Raw genomic sequence first — 23,985 nt, forward strand, 5'->3', positions numbered from 1 at the left:
TTGGATTCACGCCATTTGCCGAAAAGACATTGACATTGCTGTCAATAGAGGCAGATTAAACGGGTTTTGAAACGCAACCGATTGCCCAAACAGGCAACGGCAGGAGAGACCCATGGCTTCCGTTCCACAGATCGACCTCGACAACCTGACCACCTCGCCCACCGCCGACGAGGCGCTGGAGGCCTGGTACAAGCGCAATCCGCCACAGACGGATTCCGACCCCAACCCCTGGGATGTCAGCCGGGCGGAACTGTACAGCAAGGATCTCTGGCGCAAGCCTTTCGCCGAGATGCGCGCACAGGCGCCGATCAACAAGGTCACCGGCGGCGTCCACGGCGATTTCTGGAATGTCACCACCTACAAGCCGATCCAGCATGTCGAGGCATTGCCCGACATCTATTCCTCCGATGTCTCGCACGGCGGCATCACCATCGCCGATCCCGAGTTCGACCAGGATTTCCAGCTGCCGATGTTCATCGCCATGGACCGGCCGAAGCATACCGGGCAGCGCCGCACCGTCGCCCCGGCCTTCACCCCGACCGAGATGCAGCGGATGGAAACCGAAATCCGCCAGCGCACCGCCGAAGTGCTCGACGGCCTGCCCTGGGGCGAGAAATTCGACTGGGTCGACAGGGTGTCGATCGAACTGACCACCGGCATGCTCGCGATCCTGTTCGGCTTCCCGTGGGAAGACCGGCGGATGCTCACCTACTGGTCCGACTGGGCCGGTGATGTCGAATTGTCGGTCGCGGAGGACCTGACCGGCCAGCGCCGCCAGATCCTGTTCGAGATGGGCGCCTATTTTACCCGGCTGTGGAACGAGCGGGTCAATGCCGAACCGACCCCCGACCTGATCTCGATGATGATCCATTCCGAACATATGCGCGACATGGATCCGATGGAATTCATGGGCAATCTGGTGCTGCTGATTGTCGGCGGCAACGACACCACCCGCAACACCATGTCTGGCGTTGCTTATGGTTTGGGCCAGTTTCCCGAGGAACGGGAGAAGCTGCAGCAGAATCCCGACCTCATCCCCAATGCGGTGCAGGAAATCATCCGCTGGCAGACCCCGCTCGCCCATATGCGGCGCACCGCGCTGGAAGATCACGACCTGTTTGGGCACGAGATCAAGAAAGGCGACAAGGTCGTGCTCTGGTATATCTCCGCCAACCGCGACGAAGAGGTGTTTCCCGAAGCCGACAAGATCAAGGTCGACCGCGACAATGCCCGGCGCCATCTGGCGTTTGGCTACGGCATCCACCGCTGCGTCGGCGCCCGTCTCGCCGAATTGCAGATCCGGATCCTGCTGGAGGAAATGCACAAGCGGCGGATGCAGGTCAATCCGACCGGCAAGCATCGCCGCGTCCACGCCTGCTTCGTCCACGGCTTTCGCGAACTGGAAGTCGAGCTCTCGAAATATTGATCACGTCCCGTTCAGGCCCTATCCTGTAACCATTGCATGACTTGCCGCGAACAACAGCGGGGCATGGAAAGGAATTGCAGATGAAGAGACTCGACCGACGCACCGTCATCACCGGAACCCTGGCTGCTGCCGGAGCCTATGGACTGATCAGCGTTTCGGGCCTGTTCGACGATGCCAATGCCCGGGCCGGAGGGCCGTTCAAGATAAACCGGACGCCAAAAGAATGGAAGCAGCGCCTCGGCGCCGAACGCTATCGTATCTTGCGCCTCGAAGGCACTGAACGTGCCTATTCCAGCCCGCTCAACAGCGAAAAGCGCAAGGGCATCTATTCCTGCGCCGGCTGCAATCTCGCTGCATATTCATCAAAGACGAAATATGACAGCGGCACCGGCTGGCCCAGCTTCTGGGCACCCATCGCCAAGGACCGGATCGGAACCACCACGGATTACAAGCTCGGCTATCCGCGGACCGAAGTCCATTGCGCGCGCTGCGGCGGCCATCTGGGCCATATCTTCAATGACGGTCCGAAACCGACCGGCGAGCGCCATTGCCTCAACGGGCTGGCGCTGAAGTTCACTCCCGCCTGACCCGCCGCTCAGCTGTCCGGCGCATCGACCTGCTGCCAGAATTCCAGCTTGATTCCGTCGCAGTCGAGGATCCAGGCGAACTTGCCATAGCCCTCGTCAATCTGCCCCAGAATCTCCAGTCCCTTTGACCTGAGCTGCTCGACATAGGCGTCGAGATCATCGACCCTCAGATTGATCATGAAGGCTGCCCCGCTGGGCTCCAGATAGTCGCTGTCTTCGGCAAAATGACTGATCAGGCTATAGGGCTTGTCGCCCTGCTCGTCCGACCAGTTGAGCATCGGGCCAAATTCCCCGCCGAGATCGAGATATTCCTTGTACCATTTGCGTGTTGCAGCGGGATCCTTCACCTTGTGAAAAATCCCGCCAAGCCCCGTGACCCTTGCCATTTCTGTCTCCATGGTTCTTGCATTCGACATCAATGAGCAAATTATTATGTTTTACATGGTGTTACGCAATCATTTTGACATTACTCGCCAGACGATCAGAGGACTGTCCCGAATATGGACAGGTTGCAGCCATTCCGGTGCGCGGTTGGCGGCCAGTCTGGCCCACAGGCCTTCGGGATGTTTTTTCGCGTAGAGCCGAAGCTCGGACTCATCTGCACAAGCAATGATATAGCGGATATCGTGGTCCTCGAGGATCGTCCGGGCCAGATCTGGTGCCGAGGTAAAAATCCGGATCTGGTCGGCCATCGCCCGATCGTTCCGATGGTGGCTCGTGGCCAGCACATCATGCGGCGTCAGCAGCAAGATCCGCGGACCGAAATCAAACGGAGCCAACAGGTTGGACCGGGGCAAGGCGTTGAGCGTTGCCAGCGAATCATTGCCCTCGCAACTGTCGCTTGCAGGAGTCTCCACGGGCGGCTTCTGCTCCGCAGAGACGCGGTTGAACAGGGCCACCGCGAGCGGTCCGGGCATGATCAGCAACACCACCGCCGCGGTTGCGAATATCCGCGACACGGGACGCCGGACCGTGCGGGCGCGGACAAAGGCCTGATGCACCGCCCAGGCCATGAACGGCACGCCATAGACGGCCGCAACCGCCGTCGCGCGCTGGACGAACAGCGACAGCATCACCGCCCAGAGCAATGCATAGGCCAGCACGAACAGCTGGTCGCGATCCAGCCCGGCGGGCCGGACGCGCAGGATGTAGATCAGGCTGCCCAGCCCGACGATGATCGACCCACCGAGCAGCGTGACCATGGTCGTGGCGTTCTGGTACCAGATCGGCAGGCCTTCGAGCACATGGACCAGCCAATAGTCGCGGACCAGCGGATCCATCGTCCCGAATGCGCCGCCGATGCATTGCGGTGCCATTCCGTTCAGTACAGCCAGCGCCGCGCCGCCAGCGGCGGCCAGGCCGGCGATGCGCAGCCCGATATGCGCGGGCAGCCATTTGATCGACGGCAGGATGATCGCCGCTCCCGCCGCGCAGGCGAGCAGATGGGCCGGCGACAGGGCGTCGCAATAATTGACCGCCGCGTCAAAACCACCCTGCGCGGCAAGGTAGAGAAGGAGACTGGTCGCCAGAAAGGACAGCAGCGTCCAGAACAGCCGAACCCCTTCCTCGACCTGGAACACCCAGCGCCAGACCAGCAGCACGACAAAGGCCGCCGACAGCGGCAGCCCCTCCAGCGAAATCGACAGCCACAACGCCAGCGCCGCGCCAAGCGCGATCCCACCCTTGCGCTTCTCGGGCCAGTACATGGTCCACAAGGCGGCCAGCGCCAGCACGATCTGCCAGCCATGATGATCCACCCGCATCGGCCGGATCTGGGCAATGACCGGCACGGCGGTGGCGGTCAGGGCAGCAGCCAGCAGGGCGACGGCCCGGCCAAACAGGGGCTCGGCGATTTTCAGCATCAGCCACATCATCATGCCGAGCGTGATCAGCGGCACGATCACCATCGCCGCGGTTTCCGCGCTGGTGGCATCCAGCCACGGCCGCACCGCCAGAAATACCAGCGCCAGCGGCAGTTCGACCCAGCGCGGCCAGTGCATCGGCTGGCTGTCCGGCTGACCGATGCGATATTGGGTGGTGTCAAACCAGCTCTGCCCGCCAAGCCAGTCGCGCAGCTGCACCATGCGCAGCTGGTCGTCGGGATCCCAGCCGATACCGGTCGCGATCCGGCCATGACTGACCAGGATCAGCACCGCGGAGACCGCGAGCCAGATCAGCAATAGGGGCAGGTTGCCGCGCAAGCGTTCCAAAATCCTACCCCTCGGGCTGCGTGCCCTTGGCTTTCAGGTAAAGCCAGGGAACCCGCTCCGGGTCAAATTGCGACCGGTGGTGACGGTCAAAAAATGGCGGCATATGGTCGCCGACGATCAGGATATCGGCCTCGGGAAAATCGCTGGCCGTGATCTCGGCAATCAACGCCCGGTCGATATCGTCGAAAATCGCAAACTGCCGGCAGATCATCGGATAGTCACGCGCCAGCTCGGCCGAGACCTTTTCGCAATTGCCTGCGTTCAGATTCAGTTCCGTCGGTACCGGCAAATGGGTGTTCAAGGTCAGCCAATATTGGAAGGTCGGTTGCGTCGCACGTTTCAGATTTTCGGCCAGCATCTTCGGTATGTGCCGGTCGCAGGCACCGGCAAAGACGCCGCCGCACCATTCTGCCCCGCGCTTTTCCAGATCCGCTGCAAATTCGCGCTTCTCGAACCCGATCCTGGGATACCAGTCTTCCCGCTTGAAGAACGGCCCCTTGAAACTGTGCATCGCGCGGGTCGCATAGCCTTTCCTGGCCAGCTGCGCCGGCAGGCAATCCAGCCGCCGGGGATCATCGGTGCTGAGCAACTCATAATAGTCGCCCCAGCGACCGCACAGTTCCCGAACCTCACCGGCAGTCGTGCTGTTATAATAGAGGCTGGTGCCCCGGCTGACCGCATAGCGCGCCTTCACGGCGCTGCTGTCATAATAGGCGAACAGCTTGTCCGCCATCGCCTGGTTGCCTTTCGGAACGCCGAGCGATTCGACGATGATCAGCACCAGATGCCGCTTGCCGTCGGCGCGGGCGGCGAAACCGGATTTGACGACCGCCGATTCAAAGCTCGCACCGACGGGCGCGGGGCGAAAATAATGGCCGCGCATCCCCTGCCCGACCGCGGCATCGGCCCCGACCAGCCCGAAGATCAGCGCCCCGCCAAGCAGGATATGCAGCGGCTTGGAAAAATTGGTGTCGCGCTTCAGCAGAAACCAGCTGCCGATCAATATGCCGAGAATGACCACGGCAGCGGCAATATATTCGATCGAGTTGCTCGGCTTGATCTCGGCAAAAAACTGCAGCGAGTAGAGCAGCGAGTTGAGTGTCAGGCTGAACAGGCCGGCGACGAAGGAGAGCAGCGAATAGAGCATCGTCGCGACAAAGGCGATCCACTGTACCGCACGCGGCATTCGCTTGACGATCAGGCCGACAAGACCCGCCAGCGCAATCGGGATCGCGCGCGGCGGTGCCCCGACCAGCCACATCGCCATGAACGGAATATTGGCGAGCACGATCCAGACCAGCGCCCAGTTGAGAAAGCGCGTGAAATCGGCGCTGAAGCGCAGCCGCGGCTCGGGCGCCGCGATGCTATTGTCCATGTAGCTCACCGGAACACCCCATATTTACGGGTCAGATAGACCGCGAAGAAACTGACCGCCACTGCGGCTGCCTTGGCCATGACCGGCTGAACCCCGGCACCGGTCAGTGCGCTGACCATGCTGACGGTGATGCCGAGACCCAGCACCGCGGTGCCGATGAAGCCGAGCCGCTGCAATTGCAGTGCCGCGCCGTCGCGCGCCTTGCCCGGGAAAACGAAGCTGGAGGAAATCAGCCAGTGCACGACAATGCCGGCGCTATAGCCGGCGGCCGAGGCCCAGCCGGGATCGACCAGAAAGGCCACCAGCACCATGAACAGGGCGACATCAAAGGCCAGGCTGACAATGCTCGCCAGCAGATAGCGGGTCAGCGAAAACCGGTTCAGCATGGCAAGAGGGCCAGGCAGATGCCCAACCCAGAGACCGACAATCGATCGTCTGTCCTGACCGCCGCGATCCATGGTTCAGTGCCCCTGTGGAGGCAGGAATCCGATTCCTGCGGGTGCGTCTTGGGTAAGCCGGTGGAGATCAACTTCCGCTTCCGCGGGAGAACAGGCCATGCCGCGGCTGCACGGCGTCATTACGCAGCCTTCCGCGATTTGTCCCGGGGCGTCTCTTCGACCCGCTTGGGCACATCGCGCATGCTTTCCAGCGCTGCCGCACGGTCCTCGCTGATCTCTTCCGCGATCACCCGTTGCGCGCCTTCGTCACCCGCCTCATGATATTCGGCGTCCTCGTTGACATTCCAAACATTCCATTTGCGCGTACCGGCTTCGATATTCTCGACCGTCAGCATCGCCGTCATCATCGCGTGATCCTGGTTGTTGTAGCGGTGCATGCCGTTCCGGCCGACCATATGCAGCGTCGGGAACCGGCCCTCCAGATCATCGCGCATCGCCGCGACATTCTGCTCATAGGCGTCGTCATAGACCGGATAGGCCTTTTCCTGCCGGACGACCGCCCCGCCAACGACATCTTCCGCCTTGCACAGGCCGAGGATCGCCATTTCCTTTTTCGCCAGTTCCACCAGTTCGGCGTCGGAAGAAGACCACAGGCCGTCATTCTCGAAGCAGAAATATTCCAGGCCGACGCAGGCGATATTCTCGTCCGGCACCATTTCCGGCGACCAGCTGCGGAAATTCTGCACCCGGCCCACCTGCACGCGGTCGTCGTGGATATAGATCCAGTTGTCGGGGAACAGGTCCTCCGACTTGACCATGATCGCCACGGTCAGAAAGTCGCGATAATTAAGGTCCTGCGCTTCCGGCATCGATTTCGGCAGCGGGTGGATACGGGTCGCCAGTTCGCGCATCGGCGCGCTGGAAATCACGTGTCTGGCGGTGATGATGGTTTCGCCATCGGCGCTCGTCGCGCTCATCCGCCAGTTGCCGTCGCCATCCTGCGCCAGCTGTTTCAGGCTGTGCCCCATCAGCACCCTGTTGCCCCTGTCCTCGACATGGCGCTTGGCGGCATCCCACATCATGCCGGGTCCGAGCCGCGGATAGCGGAAGGTCTCGAGCAGCGTCTTCACTTCCTGCCCGTCATTGGGCTTCCGGTTGAGCCCGAGCGAGCGTTTCAGCCCGTCGGTCACCGCGTTCCACAGCGACAGGCCCTTGATCCGCTGCGCCGCCCAGTCGGCCGACATTTCGTCGCAGGGCATGCCCCAGACTTTCTCGGTATAGGTCTTGAAGAAGATCGAATAGAGCTTGTAGCCGAACTGGTTGACCGTCCAGTCCTCGAAGCTCTTCACATTGCGGTTTGGAAAGACCTTCGCCTTGCCATAGCTCAGCATGCACAGGGTCGAGCGCCAGATCCCGAGGTTCCACAGCGCCTCGAAGGCACGCAGCGGATAGCTGTAGAATTTGCCTTCATAATAGATGCGGCTCATCCGCGGCCGCTGGATGAAGTCGTCGGGCAGAATCTCGTTCCACAGGTCGACCACTTCCTGGCTTTTCGAAAAGAAGCGATGGCCGCCAATATCGAAGCGGAAACCTTCATGCTCCACTGTCCGGCTGATGCCGCCGACATATTTCGGGTCCTTTTCGATCACGGTGACCGAATAGCCCTTTTTCGAGAGCAGATAGGCGGCGGTCAGGCCGGCAGGCCCTGCCCCGATAATCGCTACATCCACGGGGGTATCTGCAATATTGCCTGGCGTTGTCATCAAGTCCGGTCCCTGTCCATGAAGCGCCCTGTGCGGCGCGGTGCATGTTTCAAGAACCGGAGTGAACGAAATTGGTTAGCGACAAGTTAACAGGGTCACGAATTTTCGACCCGTCGACACCGAAAACTGGCGGTTATTGGCCTGCGATGGGTGGTAGCGGCTGCGGCGGTGCGTCGGCATCCGATTCGTGAACCTCGATCGTGCCGCGCCCGACATGGCTCTTCCTGTAACCATAGGCAAAATAGAGCAGCAACCCGATTCCGCCCCAGATCGGCAGCACCATTTTCGCTTCATAGGGCAGATTGTAGAACAGGCCCAGGCAACCGAGAATGGCCAGTGGCGCGACAATCCAGACCAGCGGCGTGCGGAACGGGCGATGCCGGCCGGGATCGGTCCGGCGCAGGATCAGCACCGCCACCGCTACCATCAGAAAGGCGAACAGCGTTCCCGAATTGGAAATGTCGGCCAGTTGCCCGACCGGCAGAAAGGCTGCGAAAACCGATACGGCAACGCCGGTGATGGCGGTGACGATATGCGGGGTCTTCCATTTCGGGTGGATCGAGGCCAGCTTCTCGGGCAGCAGGCCGTCGCGCGCCATCACGAAGAAAATCCGGGTCTGGCCGAACAGCATGATCAGGATGACCGATGGCAGCGCCAGGAAGGCGGCGATACCGATCATGTTGCCGAACGCCGGGTGGCCGATCGTCCGCAGCACGAAGGCCAGCGCCTCGTGGCTGCACACCAGCGGCTCGCGGCCGGCCGACAGCAGCGCCTGGCACTGGGCGGCAAATGCGGTGCTGCCGGGCGCCAGCACATTGCCCGCGGCATCGACAATCGGCTGCGCGCCGACGGTGCCGATCGCACCGGCGGCGACCAGCAGGTAGAAGACCGTGCAGATGCCAAGGCTGCCGATCAGGCCGATCGGCACGTTGCGCTGCGGATTCTTGGTTTCCTCGGCCGCGGTCGACACCGCGTCGAATCCGACATAGGCAAAGAAGATCGAGGCCGCTGCGCCGACCGCGCCAAAGCCGCGGCTTTCGCCAAACCAGCCATTGGGCAGGAACGGATCGAAATTCTGCCCCTGCATCATCGGCACGGTCAGGACGATGAACATGGTCAGGGCCGTCACCTTGATCGCCACCAGCACCGCATTGACCTTGGCGCTCTCGCTGGTGCCAATCATCAGCAGCAGCGTGACCAGCAGCGCGATGATCAGCGCCGGCAGGTTGATCAGCCCGCCCGGCGCATAGCTGCCGATGGTCAGCGCCCTCGGCAATTCTATCCCGGCATTGGCCAGCAGCCCGACAAAATAGCCCGACCAGCCCACCGAAACCGCGCTCGCCGCCACCGCATATTCGAGGATCAGCGCCCAACCGACCATCCAGGCCAGCAATTCGCCCATCACCGCATAGGTATAGGTATAGGCCGAGCCGGATACCGGCACCATGGAGGCCAGTTCCGAATAGCAGAGCGCCGCCACCGCGCAGACCAGTCCCGCGATGACAAAGCTCCACATCATGCCGGGGCCTGCCTTCTGCGCCGCCTCCGATGTCAGCACGAAAATCCCGGTGCCAATGATCGCGCCGACCCCCAGCAGGGTCAGCTGGATTGGCCCGAGCGTGCGGGTCAGCGCCTTTTTCTCTGCCGTAGCGAGGATTGCATCGAGAGGCTTGATACGTCCGAACAGGTGAAACGCCATGGAACAATCCCAATCAGAAAAACTGCGCTTGGATTACGCCGATTTTTGGGATGCGCAAGAGGGATTCGCACCATCGCGATCGTCATCCTGAACCTGGCTCGGCTTCCAGGGAAAGATGACGGCCGCAGCTCTCACTTTTCCGCCAAATCCCCCGGCAGCATCGGCTCGCTCAGCAACCGCTCCATCGCCTTCCAGCGCCACACCGGCGCATCGCCCTGCGCCTCGATCCAGTCGCGGACCATCTCCATGCCAAGGCCATAATTGATCACATAGCTGCGATATTGCTCGTTGAAGTCGGTCATCTGCGCCGCGCGCTCGGCCGAGACCAGCTGATATTTCCGGTTGAGCGTGATCGCCTCGGTGCGCGTGATCTCGCCATCCAGATATTGCTGGGCAATCGTCATCCTCGCCCCGCTCAGCGCCTGCTTGGCGATCTGCAATGCCCAGTATGCGGCCGCCGTGTCGGGATCGAGCCCGGCCAGCGGGTAGAGCACATCCCGCTCATATTCCAGCCGCTCCTCGCCACCAAAGGCCAGTTCTATGCCGTAATTGGCCGATCCCTCGGCGATCAGGCTCTGCGGGCTGTACAGCGGATAGACGGAAAATTCCTGCCAGCCCCTGCCCTTGGTCAGGTTACGCTCGAGCAGCATGTTGTAGACATGGTGCCCCGGATAACCCTCGTGGCAGCCGAGATCGACGGCACGGCCGATGAAGATCGGCAGGTCGGTGTTGACCTGGATCAGGCTCTGGTAATTGCCCTGATAATAATTATAGCCGCTCCAGCTCTTGCCAGTGACGAATTCCATTTTGAAATTCTCGCCCTCGGGCAGGTCGAAATGGCGTTTGGTCCGCACCTTGCACTCGGCAATGGCGGTATCGAACACGAGCTTCAGCCGGTCCTTCGGAATGATATAATTCTGCTCGAACGCCGCCACCCGCTCGCTGAGCGCGCCATCCCCCGGCACCAGATTGTCGATCTCCTCCAGCACCGCATCGAATTCCGCCAGCGGCCGCAGTTCCGGCGTCACCCCGAACAGGCCCTGCGCTTCCTTGGCGAAGGGAAAGACCTCGCCCTGGATCATCGCATGCCGGGTCAGCGCCGCTTCCAGCTGCGCCGACAGGAAGCGCTTGCGCGCCTCAACCAGCGGATCGTCGCTGGCCTGCAACGCGTCGAGCCGCTGCATCAGCTCCACGATCGCATTGCCCAGCTCGCGCATGTCGCGCGGATCGGTCTTCGCTGCTGCGGCCCATTCGGCGGGCCCGTAATAGGCATCGACATAGCCGGCTTCCTGCTCGCCAAGCGCCAGCGTCAGCCGGACATAGTCGGTAGCGATGGCACCGAGTTCGGAGACGGCCGGCGCCACGGCAGGACCAGCGACCGGCGCCGGCGCAGCCGGCCCGGCAACCGCGCTGCAGGCGGCCAGTATCAGGCAGCCCGCCGCGACCAGCCCGGACCGCATCAGCGGATGTCTTTCAGCTTGTCCGATTCACTGTCGGGCAGCGCATAGAGCAATTGCTCCGCCTCCTCCTTGCCCAGCGATTTCAGATGGGTGTCCTGCGGTGCAAAGCGCAACACGCAATAGCCGACCACCGCCGACAGCAGCGAGCCGCCGAGCACGCCGATCTTGGCCTCTTCGATCAGCAGGGCATTTCCCGGAAAGGCGAGCGCGCCGATGAACAGGCTCATCGTGAAGCCGATGCCGCAGAGCATGGCAACGCCATAGACCTGCAGCCAGCTGGCCCCGCCCAAGCGCCCGGCAAAGCCGGTTTTCACCGCGATCCAGACGCTGGCGAAAATGCCGATCTGCTTGCCGAAGAACAGGCCGGCGGCAATGCCCAGCGGCAGCGGCGCGAAAATCTGCTCCATGCCGAGACCGGACAGCGACACGCCGGCGTTGGCGAAACCGAACACGGGCACGATCAGGAAGGCGCTCCACGGCGCGATGGCATGCTCCATCCGGTGCAGCGGTGAATGTTTCGCGTCCGGTGAGGTCGGGGTGATCACGATCGGGATCGTCATCGCGGCCAAGACGCCGGCGATGGTCGCGTGCACGCCGGACATCAGCACCGCGTACCAGAGCAGGCCCGACCCGATCAGATAGGGCCACAGCCTGAGCACCCCGTTCCGGTTCATCGTGTACATGATCGCCAGTATCGCGCCGCTGGCCAGAAGCGCCGCGCCGTTGATCTCCGATGTGTAGACGAGCGCGATAATCGCCACGGCACCCATGTCGTCGACGATCGCAACCGTGACCAGGAACAGTTTGAGCGAGGCGGGTGCCCGCGGGCCCAGCAGGGCCAGCACGCCGATCGCGAAGGCAATATCCGTCGCCGCCGGGATCGCCCAGCCATTGTAGAGCGGTGGCGCATCACTGACGACGAACAGGTAGATCAGCGCCGGAACCACCATGCCTGCCGCAGCCGCCAGCACCGGCAACCGACGGCGATCCCAGGTGTTGAGCCGGCCGTCGACAAATTCGCGCTTGATTTCGAGCCCGACCAGCATGAAGAATATCGCCATCAGCCCGTCGTTGATCCACAAATGGGGCGTCATCGGGCCCAGCTTGCTCGACAGGGTCGGTCCCTTCAACTCGTGCAGAAAATGGTGATACATGTCGTACAAGGGGCTGTTCGCCACCACCATCGCCAGCGCGGCAGCCGCCATCAGCAGGATGCCGCCGGCCGCTTCGCTTTTCAGAAAGCCGCGGAGCGCAGAATTCCTGCCGGATCGTTGCACTTTATTGTCTGCCATAGGGGGGCCCTGTTTTGATGTTCGGATTGGCTCAGGTCATGCGCAGGGCTGGCCGTAAAATCAAGGCTTCTGTGGCCGGAAATTGGCGCTAGGCGACAATCCGGTCGCGGATCTCCGCCGCAATTTCGTAGCTTTTCTCGCGTGCCGCCTGATCGAAGATCGATCCCGATATGATCAGCTCGTCGGCACCGGTCCGCTCGACAAAAGCTTCCACCCCCTGCTTCACGCTGTCCAGGGATCCGATCGCGCTGCCCTGCATGATCTGCCCGAGCATCGACTGGAACTGGGGCGGCAGGCTGTCGCGATAGCCCTCGACCGGCGGCGGCATCTTGCCCGGATTCCCGGTGCGCAGCGCGACAAAGCTCTGCAGCATGGAGCTCGCCAGATATTCTGCTTCCGAGTCACTGTCGGCGGCAAAAATATTGAATCCGCACATGACATAGGGTTCGGCGAGCTGGTCGGACGGCTTGAAATCCCGGCGGTAGATGGACAGCGCCTCGTCCAGCATCTGCGGCGCGAAATGCGAGGCAAAGGCATAAGGCAGGCCGAGCGCCGCCGCCAGCTGTGCCCCGAAGAGGCTGCTGCCGAGGATATAGAGCGGGATATGGCTGCCCTGCCCCGGGGTTGCCTGGACACCCAGCCGCTCGTCGCCGGCCAGGAACGCCTGCAACTCGAGCACGTCGCGCGGAAATTCATTGGCATCGCTGTTCAGGTTTCGGCGCAGCGCCTGCGCGGTTCGCTGGTCCGATCCCGGTGCACGGCCAAGGCCAAGGTCGACGCGTCCGGGGAACAGCGCCTCGAGCGTGCCGAATTGTTCCGCAATCACCATCGGGGCATGGTTGGGCAGCATGATCCCGCCCGCGCCGATGCGGATCGTCTTGGTGCCCTGCCCGATATAGCCCAGAGCCACTGCGGTGGCGGCGCTGGCGATGCCGTCCATGCCGTGATGTTCGGCCATCCAGAACCGCTCATATCCCAGAGTCTCGCCATGCCGCGCAAGAGCCAGCGACCGGTCGAGCGCGGTTCTTACATCCGCTCCCTGGGGAACCGGAGAGAGGTCCAGAATCGAAAATTTCATGCTGCTTTTCACCGTTCAATATCGCGTTTGAGGGCAAGGGTACCCGCTTCGGGATGACGCAACAACGGGAAACCGGGTCAGAGAAAAATTAATTTGTAACCGTTTGTAAATAAATATAGCTAAGATCACCGGAAATGGGGATTTTCGAGTCTTGGCCAAGAGACCAGCTTTGCCTTTGTATAAGCAGGGATACTCAAATCATGAATATGGTTACTGTGCTGGCCGCATATCTTGTGCTCTCCTTTTTTCTTGCCGCACTGCACGTTCGGCAAGCCCGACGCGCGCGAAGCGGCACGATGGTCAGGCTGCTGCGAAGGAAATTCTACCTATTTCCCTTGGTGCCGGTGCTTTTACCGACGTTGATGATCGTGCGCCTGATCGGGAGCGGCCTCGAGATGCTTTTCCGGTTCACTCGATGGATGTTCGAGAAGATATCGGGGAAAAAGACCTATCATCGCAAATATGATTATTATTACTATTACCCCGGCCGGACGGAGGAATAGCCGCTCAACGCTGTCAGCGACTCGGGCCTGCTCCCAGTTGCCCGGCGACCTTTATCGCATAGCCGCTCGGCACTTTCCGGAATCCGAGCGTCGGCAGCAGCAGTGTCCAGGCGCGATCACTGCCGGACAGAAACAGTCGCGCGGTATAGAACCCGTTGCCCTGCAGTTTCAGGGTCAGCTGCTCCATGCCGGACCCGCTTTGCAACGGCAGCACCAGCACCCCGTCCTGGCATTCGGCGCGGCCGAGCAAGCCCTGCTTCAGATCAAGACCGGGAATATTGGCATCCAGCGATACCCGCACCTGGCCACTGGCCGATTCGCAGCGCCCGCGCGCAAAGGCGATATTGACGGCCTGCAGGTCGATCGCCGATGCGGGCAGCGGCGCCAGCTGGCTGCCCACCGCCACGACCGTCGTCAGCTCCTGCACCAGCAGCCGGTTGCCGCTTTTTCCCACCGTCGCGACCAACCCGCGATCACCTCCGGCCGCCGGTCGCTCGAGATCCATCAGCACCCGCCCGGTGAACAGCGGCAGGACCCGCACCCCGGCATCGAGGTCACCCAGCCCGAACGGTCCGATCTGGGCCGCCTCGATCCGCCCGTTCCACACCGAGCCGGTGACGGCGCGGGCAGAAAAGCCGGAGCCCTCCAGCCCAGCCATGCCGACCGCAAGGCGCAGCGGCAGAAAGAACAGGATCACGGCAATCACGGCCACGGATATCAGCAAATAGGTCAATGCGCGCGGCACCTGCTTTCCTTCGGATCAGGGTTCGGGGGTAAACTGGTCGAAATAGGCAAAAATATCATCCGGCTCGCGACTGGCGGCATTCCGCCATTTCGGCGCCGACTTGCGGTTCAGCAATTGCCCCTCGGGCGACAGCACCAGCACCGTCGGCGTCCCCTTGATCTCGGCAATGCCAAAGCGCGGGGCGATCGCCAGATTTCGGTCCTTGTACCCGACGTCGACATTGACCCGTTCATATTTGGCATCGAGCATCGCGGCAAAGCGCGGTTCGGCAAACCATCCCGCCAGACCGCGGCTGTCATGGCACCAGTTGGCCCCCAGCACCAGCATCACGCGCTTCCCGGACTGTTGCGCCAGCGCCAGCGCCGCATCAACCTCCGCCGCCGCGTCTGCCCTGTCGTCAAACACGCGCGCTTCGGGATGCCCCGTCTGGGCAGGCGATTCGGCCAGCGCCGGTTGCACGGCAGCAGCGCTACCGAGGGCGAGAAACAGCAGGAACGATATTCGGTGCAAAACCGGCTCAGCCCCGCAGATGGGTGTCGAAAAAGGCCAGCGTCCGGCGCCACGACAGCGTCGCCGCTTCCTCGTCGTAGCGCGGCGTCGTGTCATTGTGGAAACCATGGTTGACGCCCGGATAGAAATGGACGCTATATTCCTTCTGATGCTCGGACAAAGCCGCCTCATAGGCCGGCCAGCCGGCGTTGATCCGCTCGTCATTGCCGGCATGGTGGATCATCAGCGGCGCCTCGATCGCCGGCACCTCGGCGGCATCGGGCTGGCGGCCGTAATAGGGCACCGAAGCGGCGAGATCGGGATAGGCCACCGCCAGCGCGTTGCACACGCCGCCGCCATAGCAGAAACCGACCGCACCGACCTTGCCGGTCGAGCCCTGATGATCGCGCAGAAATTCGAACGCCGCGAAAAAATCCTCCATCAGCTTGGCACCGTCGAGCTTGGCCTGCATCGTCCGCCCTTCGTCGTCACTGCCCGGATAGCCGCCCAGCGGCGACAGGCCGTCGGGGGCCAGCGCCAGATAGCCGGCCTTGGCGACCCGCCGCGCGACATCCTCGATATAGGGATTAAGCCCGCGATTCTCGTGAATTACCAGCACCGCCGGCAGCTTGCCGGTGGCCCCCGCCGGCTTCGCCATCAGCGCCTTGATTTGGCCGTGGCCTTCAGCGCTCATATAGCTGATCCGCTCGGCGGTGATCGCCGGATCATCCGGCTCGACCTGCGCCGCCCAGGCATAATTCGGTTGCAGCTGATCCAGGATCATCGCCCCGGTCACCCCGGCGGCGGCAAATTGCCCCGCCTGCCGGATGAAGTCCCGCTTCGAGATCGCGCCGTGCACGTAGCCGTCGAAAATCTCGAGTATATGCGGGTGGAAGTCGCTGGCGCGCTTGCGGCCGCCCGAACTCATTCCGCCGCCTCCAGCGCCACATCCGCCGCCTCGATCTCCGCCGCCTTCGCTTCCACCAGCTTGACGATATGATCGACCATGTCCTCGTCCGCGACATGGTGATCGGTGACGCCGGACAAATAGACCATATGCTTGCCCTTGCCGCCGCCGGTGATGCCGATATCGGTCTCCCGCGCCTCGCCCGGGCCGTTGACGACGCAACCCAATACAGAGAGCGACAATGGCGTGCGGATATGCTGCAGCCGCTCTTCCAGCTTCTGCACCGTGCGGATCACATCAAAACCCTGCCGCGCGCAGCTCGGGCAGCTGACCACACGGACACCGCGCGTCCTGAGACCCAGAGCCTTCAGCATGTCATAGCCGACCCGCACTTCCTCTTCCGGCTCCGCCGACAGGCTCACCCGGATCGTGTCGCCGACCCCGGCCCAGAGCAGGTTGCCGATGCCGATCGAGCTTTTCACCGTGCCGCCGATCAGGCCGCCGGCCTCGGTGATGCCGACGTGCAACGGACAGTCGACCGCGTCGGCCAGCTGCATATAGGCCGCCACCGCCAGGAACACGTCAGACGCCTTGACCGCGACCTTATACTCGTGGAAATCATGGTCCTGCAGGATCTTGATATGATCCAGCGCGCTCTCGACCAAAGCCTCGGGACAGGGCTCGCCATATTTCTCGAGCAGATCCTTCTCCAGGCTGCCGGCATTGACCCCGATGCGGATCGCGCAGCCATTGGCCTTGGCCGCGTCGATCACTTCCTTGACCCGCGCCGCCGACCCGATGTTGCCGGGATTGATCCGCAGACAGGCCGCGCCCGCTTCCGCCGCCTCGATGCCGCGCTTGTAGTGGAAATGGATGTCGGCGACGATTGGCACGTTGCTCGCCCGCACGATCTGCTTCAGCGCCGCCGTGCTCTCGACATCGGGACAGGAAACGCGGATGATGTCGACCCCCGCTTCCTCGCAGCGGCGGATCTGGTCGATCGTCGCCTTCGCGTCCGAGGTCAGCGTGTTGGTCATCGTCTGCACGGTGATCGGCGCATCGCCTCCGACCGGTACGTCGCCGACCATGATCTGCCGGCATTTGCGCCGTTCAATGTCGCGCCACGGGCGCAGGGAGGGATTTTCAGCGGTCATCGGTTGAAACCTGCGGGGCTGTTGCTCATGTACCCATATATAGCGGCTTCCCCCCGCAGGTGCGAGGGGCGATTGGGCCAATGGCGAAAAAAGACGCAAATCCGAAGGAAATGGACATGGCAAATATCGTGATCACCGGTGCAAACAGGGGCCTCGGCCTCGAAATGGCGAAACAATATGCAGCCGAAGGCTGGGACGTGATCGGCACCGCCCGGGAACCGGACGAGGCCAGCGAACTGGCCGCCATCGACGGCGTCACGGTATTGCCGCTGGATGCTTCCGACGATGCCAGCATCGACAGATTCGTCCAGGAGCTGGGCGACGGACCAATCGACCTGTTCGTCAACAACGCCGGCGTCTACGGCCCGTCGGACTTCGACCGCGGCCAGTGGCTCGACCTGTTCAACGTCAACGTCATCGGACCGGTGCGGCTGGCAACCGCGCTCAAGGACCATGTCACCAAAGCCGCGGACGGCAAGATGGTGGTGCTGTCCAGCCAAGTCGGCAGCATCGCCGAGAACGACAGCGGCAGCATGATATACTATCGTACCAGCAAGGCGGCGGTGAACCAGGCCTGGCACTCGCTCACCCAGCAGTGGCAGGACGACGGCCTGACCCTCGCCATGCTCCACCCGGGCTGGGTGCAGACCGACATGGGCGGCGAGAATGCCGACCTGACCCCGCAGGAAAGCGTCAAGGGCATGCGCGCGGTGATCGACGGCCTCAGCCCCGACCGCAACGGCAAATTCTATGACCAGAGCGGCCGCGAAATCCCCTGGTAGACATCGGCCTTGCAGCCCCCTCCTTTGGCATCTAGACCGGTGCCAGGAGGAGCCCGCCGATGATCAGATCCACTTTTGCCGTGATCGCCATGCTCTGCTGGGCCGGTACCGTGATGGCGCAGACTGAAGCCGAACCCGAAAAAGGCCGCTGGTCGATCGCCATCCACGGCGGCGCCGGCACCCTGGAACGCGACAGGATCACGCCCGAAAAGGATGCCGAGATCCGGGCGGCTCTGAACCAGGCGCTGGCGATCGGCTCGAAGATCCTCGACGATGGCGGCAGCGCAATGGACGCGATCACCGCCACCATCGTCTCGATGGAAAATGACCCCAATTTCAACGCCGGCAAGGGCGCGGTCTTCACCTGGGACCGGACCAACGAGCTCGACACCAGCATCATGGACGGCAGCGACCTTTCGGCCGGCGCCGCGGCGAGCATCAACGGCACCAAGAATCCGATCCTGCTGGCCCGTGCGGTCAAGGACCATAGCCCGCATGTCATGCTCTCCGGCGAAGGCGCCAACCAGTTCAGCCGCGAGCAGGGCCTCGAACAGGTCCCGCCGGAATATTACGCCACCCCCTACCGGCTCGAACAGATCGACAGGCTGCTTTCGAAAGAGGTCAGCGCCGCCGACATCGACTATAAGTTCGGCACGGTCGGGGCGGTGGCGATGGACAGCCAGGGCCATATGGCGGCGGGTACCTCGACCGGCGGCATGACCGGCAAGCGCTGGGGAAGGATCGGCGACAGCCCGGTCATCGGCGCCGGCACCTACGCCGACGATCGCAGCTGCGCCATTTCCGCAACCGGTTCGGGCGAATATTTCATCCGCCTCGGCGTCGCCCACGAAATCTGCACCCGCATCCGGATTCGCTTTCCCGCCGCCATCGCCGAAGCCCAGCTGGCCGTGCCGAAAGATTCCGACGGCAATTACACCTATGTCATCCACGCCAGCGAGTTCATGCTGCCGGACGAGGAAATCCAGCAGATCGCCGACGACGTGATCGCTGAACTCGGCACCCTCGGCGGCGACGGCGGCATCATCTACGCCACCCCCTGGGGCCAGGCCGGCTACAGTTTCAACACACCCGGCATGTACCGCGGCCGGGCGACCAGCGGCGGCGAGGCGAGCGTGGCGATCTACGGCGACGAGCAATGAACCCGAGCCGCCCGGACGCCGGAAACCATGCTCCGGCCCGAGCCTTCATCATCAAATGTTGGAAAAACGCTCGATATCGGTGATCCGCCCCGATACGACAAGCTCGTCCTCGGGAAAGATCAGCGTGTCGGGAATGGCGTGGATAAAATCCTCGCCATCTCTTTTGACGCCCACCACCGTAACATTATATTTCTTCCGGCACTCGCTCATCATCAGCGGAAGACCGACGATCGCCGCCGGCGCCGCCAGCTTGGCAATGGCAAATTCGTCCCCGAAGGAAATGAAATCGAGCAGCCGTTCGTTGAGCAGATGCGCAACCCGCTCGCCCATCCTTTGCTCGGGGAAAACGACATGATGCGCTCCGGTCCGTTCCAGAATGCGGGCGTGCTTCTCGTTGCTGGCCTTCGCCCAGATATTGGTCAGGCCCAGATCGGACAAGGCAAGCACCGTCAGCACGCTCGCTTCAATGTCGCTGCCGATGGCCACGACCGCGGCCTCAAAGTCCAGCACGCCCAGTTGCTGGAGCGTTGCGCTATTGGTGCAATCCGCTTCCACAACCTTGGTGATCTCGGGCGCGAAGGCCTGCACCTGACGCGGATCCGTATCCGCACCGAGCACTTCGTGGCCCATGCGCTCCAGCGTCCTTGCCACCGCGCCGCCGAAACGACCGAGCCCAATGATCAAAACCGGTTTGCGTTTGTCAGCCGACAATGGGATTCTCCTCGGGATAACGATAGGCGCGATCACGCCTGCCAAGAGCAAGAGCCGTAGCAACGGTAATGGTTCCCACCCGCCCGACAAACATCAGCGCTATGATGACCAGTTGGGCGCTTGGCGGCAGGTCGGCGGTGATGCCGGTCGACAGGCCGACGGTGGAAAAGGCGGATATACATTCGAACAGGATATCGTCGAGCGGCAGGGCGCTGATCGAGGCGATATAGGTCGTTGCCACGAAAATCATCGTGGCTGCGAGCATGGTGACCGACAGCGCTTGCCGTTCGACCGCGCTGCCAAAGCGGCGCTGGAACAGGCTCGCGTCCCGGCGGCGGAGAACTTCCGACAGCATGATGGCGAACAGCACGACGAAGGTCGTGATCTTGATACCCCCGGCTGTCCCGGCGCTGCCCCCGCCAATGAACATCAGGAAATAATTGACCATGATGGTCTCGTCCTCGAACGCACCGACATCCAGGCTGTTGAAACCCGCGGTGCGCGGCATCACCGAATGGAACGCGGCGTTGAGCAGCTTTCCGTCCAGCGTCATCACCCCCAGGGTTGCCGGATTGTTCCATTCCATCAGCAGGATGGCGACAAAGCCGAAGGCCAGCAACGCCACCGTGCCTGATACGGTGATTTTCGTATGCAGAGACCAGCGCCGCCAGTGGAAGTGGTTGGCCTTTATATCTTGCATCACCGGAAAGCCCAGCGCGGTCAGGATCACGGCAAACATGATCGGGCCAAGGATGAACGGGTCGGTCTGGTAGCCGATGACGCTGTCGGAATGGGTCGAAAATCCGGCATTGTTGAACGCGCTGACCGAATGAAATATGCCGTGCCACAGCGCTTGGTCGACGGGCATGGCATAGGTCGTCATCATGCGGCCCGACAGGATAGCGGCGACCACTGCTTCCACGGCCAGGGTAATCACGAAGATCAGCTTGAGGACCGAGGCGGTATCGCCGGTTTCCAGCCGGCTGCGCTCGACCTGGGTGGCCATCCGCTCGCGCAGGCCAAAGCCGCGTCCGGCCATCAGGCCGAACAGCGTGGCGGCGGTCATGATGCCGAAGCCACCGATCTGGAACAGCAGCAATATCGTCACTTGCCCTAAGGTGGACCAGTAGGTGGGCGTATCGACCACGATCAGTCCGGTCACCGCTACGGCCGACGTCGAAGTGAACAGGGCGGTCAAAAGCGGCGCGCGGACGCCTTCAGTGGTCGCCCAGGGAAGACTCAACAACAGCGTACCCAGCGCGATAGCGCATAGAAAAAGCAATGGAATCAATCGAATCGGATCGCGCAGGCCCATCATCGGCGCAGTTTGCACGGAAAGCTATCGAGGTAAAGCGCCAGACTGCGCCGCAAAGGTTCCGGTTCAGCTCAACCCCGCACAGCGGACATCGAAGCCCCGGCTCAGTTCGGCCAGGCTGACGGCGGCGAGCCGCTTTTCCAGCAGGGCCTCGGCCTCGTCCAGCGCATCCTCGACCGCTTCGTTGACCAGTTGCTCGACCGCGCAATCGGGATTTGCATGCTCGTTGCCGATCACGAACAGCCTTGGTCCGCCCACGGCCCGGTGGACGTCGAGCAGCGACAGATGCTCGAGATCGCAGGCGATCACCCAGCCGCCGCCATGACCCTTTTCCGAACGGACATAGCCGGCGTCGCGCAGCCCGGCCATCGTTCGGCGCACGACGACTGCATTGGTCCGCAACATCGCGGCAATTGCCTCCGATGTCATCGGCCCGTCGTGCCGCGCCATGTGCAGAAGCACATGGAGCATTCGGGAAAGACGGCTGTCGTTTCGCATCCTGTAACTCTTCCCCTCATTATCCCGCTTGGCAAGCCCCTATAGTCATGATACTTCTAATGTTACATGATTCGTGGAGAATGGTAAATGACGGAAGTGGAAAGGCCCCCGTTCGAAAATCCCGACCATTGGGACAAGACGGCGCGAAACTATCAGCAGACCGCACATCGCTTCACCTCGCATTATGCCGAGGCGGCGCTCGCGAAGGTCCCCCTCACCGACCGCAGCCGGGTGCTCGACATCGCCGCCGGCACCGGCGCCCTTGCCCTGGCAGCCGCCCGGACCGGCGCGCAGGTACTGGCGACCGACTTTTCTCCCGGCATGGTGGCGTGCATCGAAGAGGCCGGACTGGCCAATGTCGAGACCCGGACCATGGACGGCCAGGCGCTCGACCTGCCCGATGCCAGCTTCGATGCGGTCTTCTCGATCTTCGGCGTGATCATGTTCCCCGACTGGCGCAAGGGCCTGAGGGAAATGGCCCGGGTGACCCGGCCCGGCGGCCACGGCGTGGTCGCGACCTGGCAGGACCAGGGGGCCGCCACCTTCCTGCTGCTCGGCCAGATCCGGGGCAGGCTGTTCCCCGATCGCTCGGGCATGACTATGCCGGAAGCGGTGCAGGCCTTGAGCGACCCCGCTGATTTTGCTCGCGAACTGGTCGCGGCCGGCTATCGCGACCCCGAAATCGATAGCGTCACCCATGACTTCCTGCTGGACGTGGCCGCTCTCGACGAACCGGACACATTGTTCGGCATGTCCCCCGACTGGACCAGCCTGAGCGACGCGGACAAGGCGCTGGTTGTCGCCGAGGTGCGGCAGATGGCGAGTGACCGGACGGAATTGCCCATTCCCTCGACCGCGCTGATCGGCGTTGCGATGCGATAGCGTGGAACTAGTCGGCCAGCGCCTCGAAAGCCGTGGCCGCCTCGGCCTCGCGCGTGGTCACCAGATAATCATAGCCCAGCAGCACGAACCGGGCGAAGCCCGGCAGCGCGTTGAGCTTTTTCCCGGCCAGCGCATGACGCAGCGGTGCGATCGGGATCAGCACATGGCCGGACAGACCGATTCGTTCGGGCGCAAAATCTGCCGCCGCCAGGATCGCGGCAATGCCCTCGTCTTCATAGGCCTGGACCGCGGTCGCCCTGCCCTCGGCGGGCCTGATCACCCGCACCGTGCCGTCCATCGGCAGATAGGCGATATGCACCGACTTGAGGCCGTTGGCCGCAGCCAGACCGGGCAGTAGCGACCCGAGGTCATAAATGGAGGTCGGCGTTGTACCCCGCCCCATATGATAGGCACCCATCTTGAACAGAACCCGTGGGGCGGCTTCCGGCGCTGCCCGATACCGATCGAGAAAATAGCCGCGCATCAGCGCCGCGCGCGCCTCGTTATTCTGCAGATAGGCACCCTGCTCGTTCAACTGGTAAATCCGGGCGCTGGCCGCCAGCGCATCGATCATCGCCCCGGCCGGTTCCGAGCCGGCAAAGACCTTCCGCAGATCCGCAAATTCCATCGCGCTGGCCCGGTTCAGCCAGACAGCGCCAAAATCGCCTTTCGCGAGACTGGCGATATCGGCATCGCGGATCGCGTGCAGCCTCGCCTGTGTCGCAGAATCCGGTGCAAGCCTGGCCAGTTCATCCATCAGGATCGTCGGTGCCCCGACAAATTCCTGGTCGATACCCCAGACCCTTTCGCCATGGTCAAAATTGTCCGCCAGTGCTGCATCTTCGCGGTTGCTGAGAAAAGGAATAGCCAGGGCCTTGCCCGCGATGCCGGCCCGCATGGCCTCGAGCCCGCCCGACGCCAGCCGTGCGCGGATCCAATCCATCGTCACCGGCCCAACTTCCACGGCATGATAGAGCGGCCCGTAGGCCCGCGCTTCGCTGGCCAGCGCCAGGGCCAGTTGCGGCGCACCGGCAAATCCATGATCCTCGCCTAGCGCAACAAACTGCGCCTCTGCCAGTTCCGCCTTCAGCCGTTCGCCGCCGGCACCCGACAGACCCGCATCGCTAAATCCGACATCCAGGATTTCGATCGACTCGCTTGGCGCATCCTTGGGATCGGGACTCTGGGCATGCGCAGAAACGGCATGAAGGCACAAGGCTCCAACAAAAGGCACCCATTTGAACATCGCCCGCTCCCTCTCTGTATTGCTGCCCTAATGCAGTAATATACCAGGCAACTTCTGGCAATGGCTTTCAACAGCGCACCCCGTTCCCCGGCGCAGGCCGGGGCCCATCTCCAGAACTTCCGTCACCGAACAATGGGCCTTGCGAAGAGCCTGCCTCGCGGCATTGCGGTCAGGAACCCCCTTTCCTGGAGCAACGCCTCCGCGATGGACCCCGGCCTGCGCCGGGGAACCACACCGGGACACCACCCTCCCCAATTTGCCGCTTCCCCTCCCTTAACCAGTCGGTTAAACCCGTCGAATGATCC

At 62.6% G+C, this 23,985-nt stretch carries 23 protein-coding genes; 6 read left to right on the forward strand and 17 right to left on the reverse strand.

Going from position 1 to position 23,985, the window contains the following annotated elements; all coding sequences use genetic code 11:
- Positions 1–112: 112 nt before the first annotated feature.
- Together V7650_RS06115 and msrB are read left to right on the forward strand one after the other, a co-directional pair.
- Positions 113–1,426: a cytochrome P450 gene (locus V7650_RS06115; RefSeq protein WP_335655367.1), complete on the forward strand. Its 1,314-nt coding sequence runs from the start codon at positions 113–115 to the stop codon at positions 1,424–1,426.
- An 80-nt stretch (positions 1,427–1,506) separates the two neighbouring features.
- Complete coding sequence (msrB, locus tag V7650_RS06120) at positions 1,507–2,013, forward strand: peptide-methionine (R)-S-oxide reductase MsrB (protein ID WP_335655368.1); 507 nt, start codon at positions 1,507–1,509, stop codon at positions 2,011–2,013.
- Between the two features lie 8 nt (positions 2,014–2,021).
- On the opposite strand, the gene V7650_RS06125 is transcribed toward msrB, so the two are convergent.
- From V7650_RS06125 to V7650_RS06165, 9 genes are all read right to left on the reverse strand, one after another.
- Positions 2,022–2,399: a VOC family protein gene (locus tag V7650_RS06125; protein WP_335655369.1), complete on the reverse strand. Its 378-nt coding sequence runs from the start codon at positions 2,397–2,399 to the stop codon at positions 2,022–2,024.
- 69 nt (positions 2,400–2,468) lie between these two features.
- Complete coding sequence (locus V7650_RS06130) at positions 2,469–4,223, reverse strand: hypothetical protein (protein WP_335655370.1); 1,755 nt, start codon at positions 4,221–4,223, stop codon at positions 2,469–2,471.
- A gap of 4 nt (positions 4,224–4,227) precedes the next feature.
- A complete protein-coding gene (locus V7650_RS06135) occupies positions 4,228–5,598 on the reverse strand; it encodes a sulfatase-like hydrolase/transferase (protein WP_335655371.1) in 1,371 nt (456 codons plus the stop codon).
- 5 nt (positions 5,599–5,603) lie between these two features.
- Positions 5,604–6,056: a GtrA family protein gene (locus tag V7650_RS06140; RefSeq protein WP_335655372.1), complete on the reverse strand. Its 453-nt coding sequence runs from the start codon at positions 6,054–6,056 to the stop codon at positions 5,604–5,606.
- A gap of 119 nt (positions 6,057–6,175) precedes the next feature.
- Positions 6,176–7,759, reverse strand: coding sequence for an NAD(P)/FAD-dependent oxidoreductase (locus V7650_RS06145; protein WP_335655373.1), 1,584 nt, complete (start codon positions 7,757–7,759; stop codon positions 6,176–6,178).
- Positions 7,760–7,892: 133 nt separating this feature from the next.
- Positions 7,893–9,458: an amino acid permease gene (locus V7650_RS06150; protein ID WP_335655374.1), complete on the reverse strand. Its 1,566-nt coding sequence runs from the start codon at positions 9,456–9,458 to the stop codon at positions 7,893–7,895.
- A 131-nt stretch (positions 9,459–9,589) separates the two neighbouring features.
- A complete protein-coding gene (locus tag V7650_RS06155; RefSeq protein ID WP_335655375.1) occupies positions 9,590–10,918 on the reverse strand; it encodes a hypothetical protein in 1,329 nt (442 codons plus the stop codon).
- Positions 10,918–12,210 (reverse strand): Na+/H+ antiporter NhaA, encoded by a 1,293-nt coding sequence (gene nhaA, locus V7650_RS06160; protein ID WP_335655376.1) that lies wholly within the window; start codon positions 12,208–12,210, stop codon positions 10,918–10,920. Before nhaA ends, V7650_RS06155 begins: the two co-directional genes overlap by 1 nt.
- A gap of 88 nt (positions 12,211–12,298) precedes the next feature.
- Complete coding sequence (locus V7650_RS06165; RefSeq protein ID WP_335655377.1) at positions 12,299–13,288, reverse strand: LLM class flavin-dependent oxidoreductase; 990 nt, start codon at positions 13,286–13,288, stop codon at positions 12,299–12,301.
- A 200-nt stretch (positions 13,289–13,488) separates the two neighbouring features.
- Here V7650_RS06165 and V7650_RS06170 point away from each other — a divergent pair, with 200 nt between their 5' ends.
- Positions 13,489–13,791: a hypothetical protein gene (locus tag V7650_RS06170; protein WP_335655378.1), complete on the forward strand. Its 303-nt coding sequence runs from the start codon at positions 13,489–13,491 to the stop codon at positions 13,789–13,791.
- 13 nt (positions 13,792–13,804) lie between these two features.
- On the opposite strand, the gene gspN is transcribed toward V7650_RS06170, so the two are convergent.
- The 4 genes from gspN to ispG are packed head-to-tail and all read right to left on the reverse strand — an operon-like array spanning position 13,805 to position 17,086.
- Positions 13,805–14,536 (reverse strand): type II secretion system protein N, encoded by a 732-nt coding sequence (gene gspN, locus V7650_RS06175; RefSeq protein WP_335655379.1) that lies wholly within the window; start codon positions 14,534–14,536, stop codon positions 13,805–13,807.
- Positions 14,537–14,551: 15 nt separating this feature from the next.
- On the reverse strand, positions 14,552–15,046 hold the full coding sequence (locus V7650_RS06180; protein WP_335655380.1) for a thioredoxin family protein: 495 nt from the start codon (positions 15,044–15,046) through the stop codon (positions 14,552–14,554).
- A 7-nt stretch (positions 15,047–15,053) separates the two neighbouring features.
- Positions 15,054–15,953: a YghX family hydrolase gene (gene yghX / locus V7650_RS06185; protein WP_335655381.1), complete on the reverse strand. Its 900-nt coding sequence runs from the start codon at positions 15,951–15,953 to the stop codon at positions 15,054–15,056.
- Entirely contained in the window at positions 15,950–17,086 is a 1,137-nt protein-coding gene (gene ispG / locus V7650_RS06190; RefSeq protein ID WP_335655382.1) for a flavodoxin-dependent (E)-4-hydroxy-3-methylbut-2-enyl-diphosphate synthase, read from the reverse strand. The genes yghX and ispG overlap by 4 nt, the downstream gene beginning before the upstream one ends.
- 116 nt (positions 17,087–17,202) lie before the next feature.
- Between ispG and V7650_RS06195 the strand changes: the two genes are divergently transcribed.
- Together V7650_RS06195 and V7650_RS06200 are read left to right on the forward strand one after the other, a co-directional pair.
- Complete coding sequence (locus V7650_RS06195; RefSeq protein ID WP_335655383.1) at positions 17,203–17,868, forward strand: SDR family oxidoreductase; 666 nt, start codon at positions 17,203–17,205, stop codon at positions 17,866–17,868.
- A gap of 59 nt (positions 17,869–17,927) precedes the next feature.
- The gene (locus V7650_RS06200) at positions 17,928–19,028 is read left to right on the forward strand and encodes an isoaspartyl peptidase/L-asparaginase family protein (RefSeq protein WP_335655384.1); all 1,101 of its coding nucleotides are present in this window, start codon (positions 17,928–17,930) and stop codon (positions 19,026–19,028) included.
- A 51-nt stretch (positions 19,029–19,079) separates the two neighbouring features.
- Here the strand turns inward: V7650_RS06200 and V7650_RS06205 are convergent, their stop codons facing one another.
- From V7650_RS06205 to V7650_RS06215, 3 genes are all read right to left on the reverse strand, one after another.
- Positions 19,080–19,739 (reverse strand): potassium channel family protein, encoded by a 660-nt coding sequence (locus V7650_RS06205; protein WP_335655385.1) that lies wholly within the window; start codon positions 19,737–19,739, stop codon positions 19,080–19,082.
- Positions 19,729–20,982, reverse strand: a complete 1,254-nt coding sequence (locus V7650_RS06210) for a TrkH family potassium uptake protein (protein ID WP_335655386.1) — start codon at positions 20,980–20,982, stop codon at positions 19,729–19,731. Before V7650_RS06210 ends, V7650_RS06205 begins: the two co-directional genes overlap by 11 nt.
- Before the next feature lie 138 nt (positions 20,983–21,120).
- On the reverse strand, positions 21,121–21,552 hold the full coding sequence (locus tag V7650_RS06215; protein ID WP_335655387.1) for an Rrf2 family transcriptional regulator: 432 nt from the start codon (positions 21,550–21,552) through the stop codon (positions 21,121–21,123).
- An 87-nt stretch (positions 21,553–21,639) separates the two neighbouring features.
- Here V7650_RS06215 and V7650_RS06220 point away from each other — a divergent pair, with 87 nt between their 5' ends.
- A complete protein-coding gene (locus V7650_RS06220; RefSeq protein WP_335655388.1) occupies positions 21,640–22,434 on the forward strand; it encodes a class I SAM-dependent methyltransferase in 795 nt (264 codons plus the stop codon).
- Positions 22,435–22,441: 7 nt separating this feature from the next.
- On the opposite strand, the gene V7650_RS06225 is transcribed toward V7650_RS06220, so the two are convergent.
- The gene (locus V7650_RS06225; RefSeq protein ID WP_335655389.1) at positions 22,442–23,680 is read right to left on the reverse strand and encodes a hypothetical protein; all 1,239 of its coding nucleotides are present in this window, start codon (positions 23,678–23,680) and stop codon (positions 22,442–22,444) included.
- Positions 23,681–23,985: the final 305 nt, after the last annotated feature.

The sequence above is a fragment of the Parasphingorhabdus sp. genome (assembly GCF_036964565.1).
In the GTDB taxonomy this organism is placed as follows: Bacteria; Pseudomonadota; Alphaproteobacteria; order Sphingomonadales; family Sphingomonadaceae; genus Parasphingorhabdus.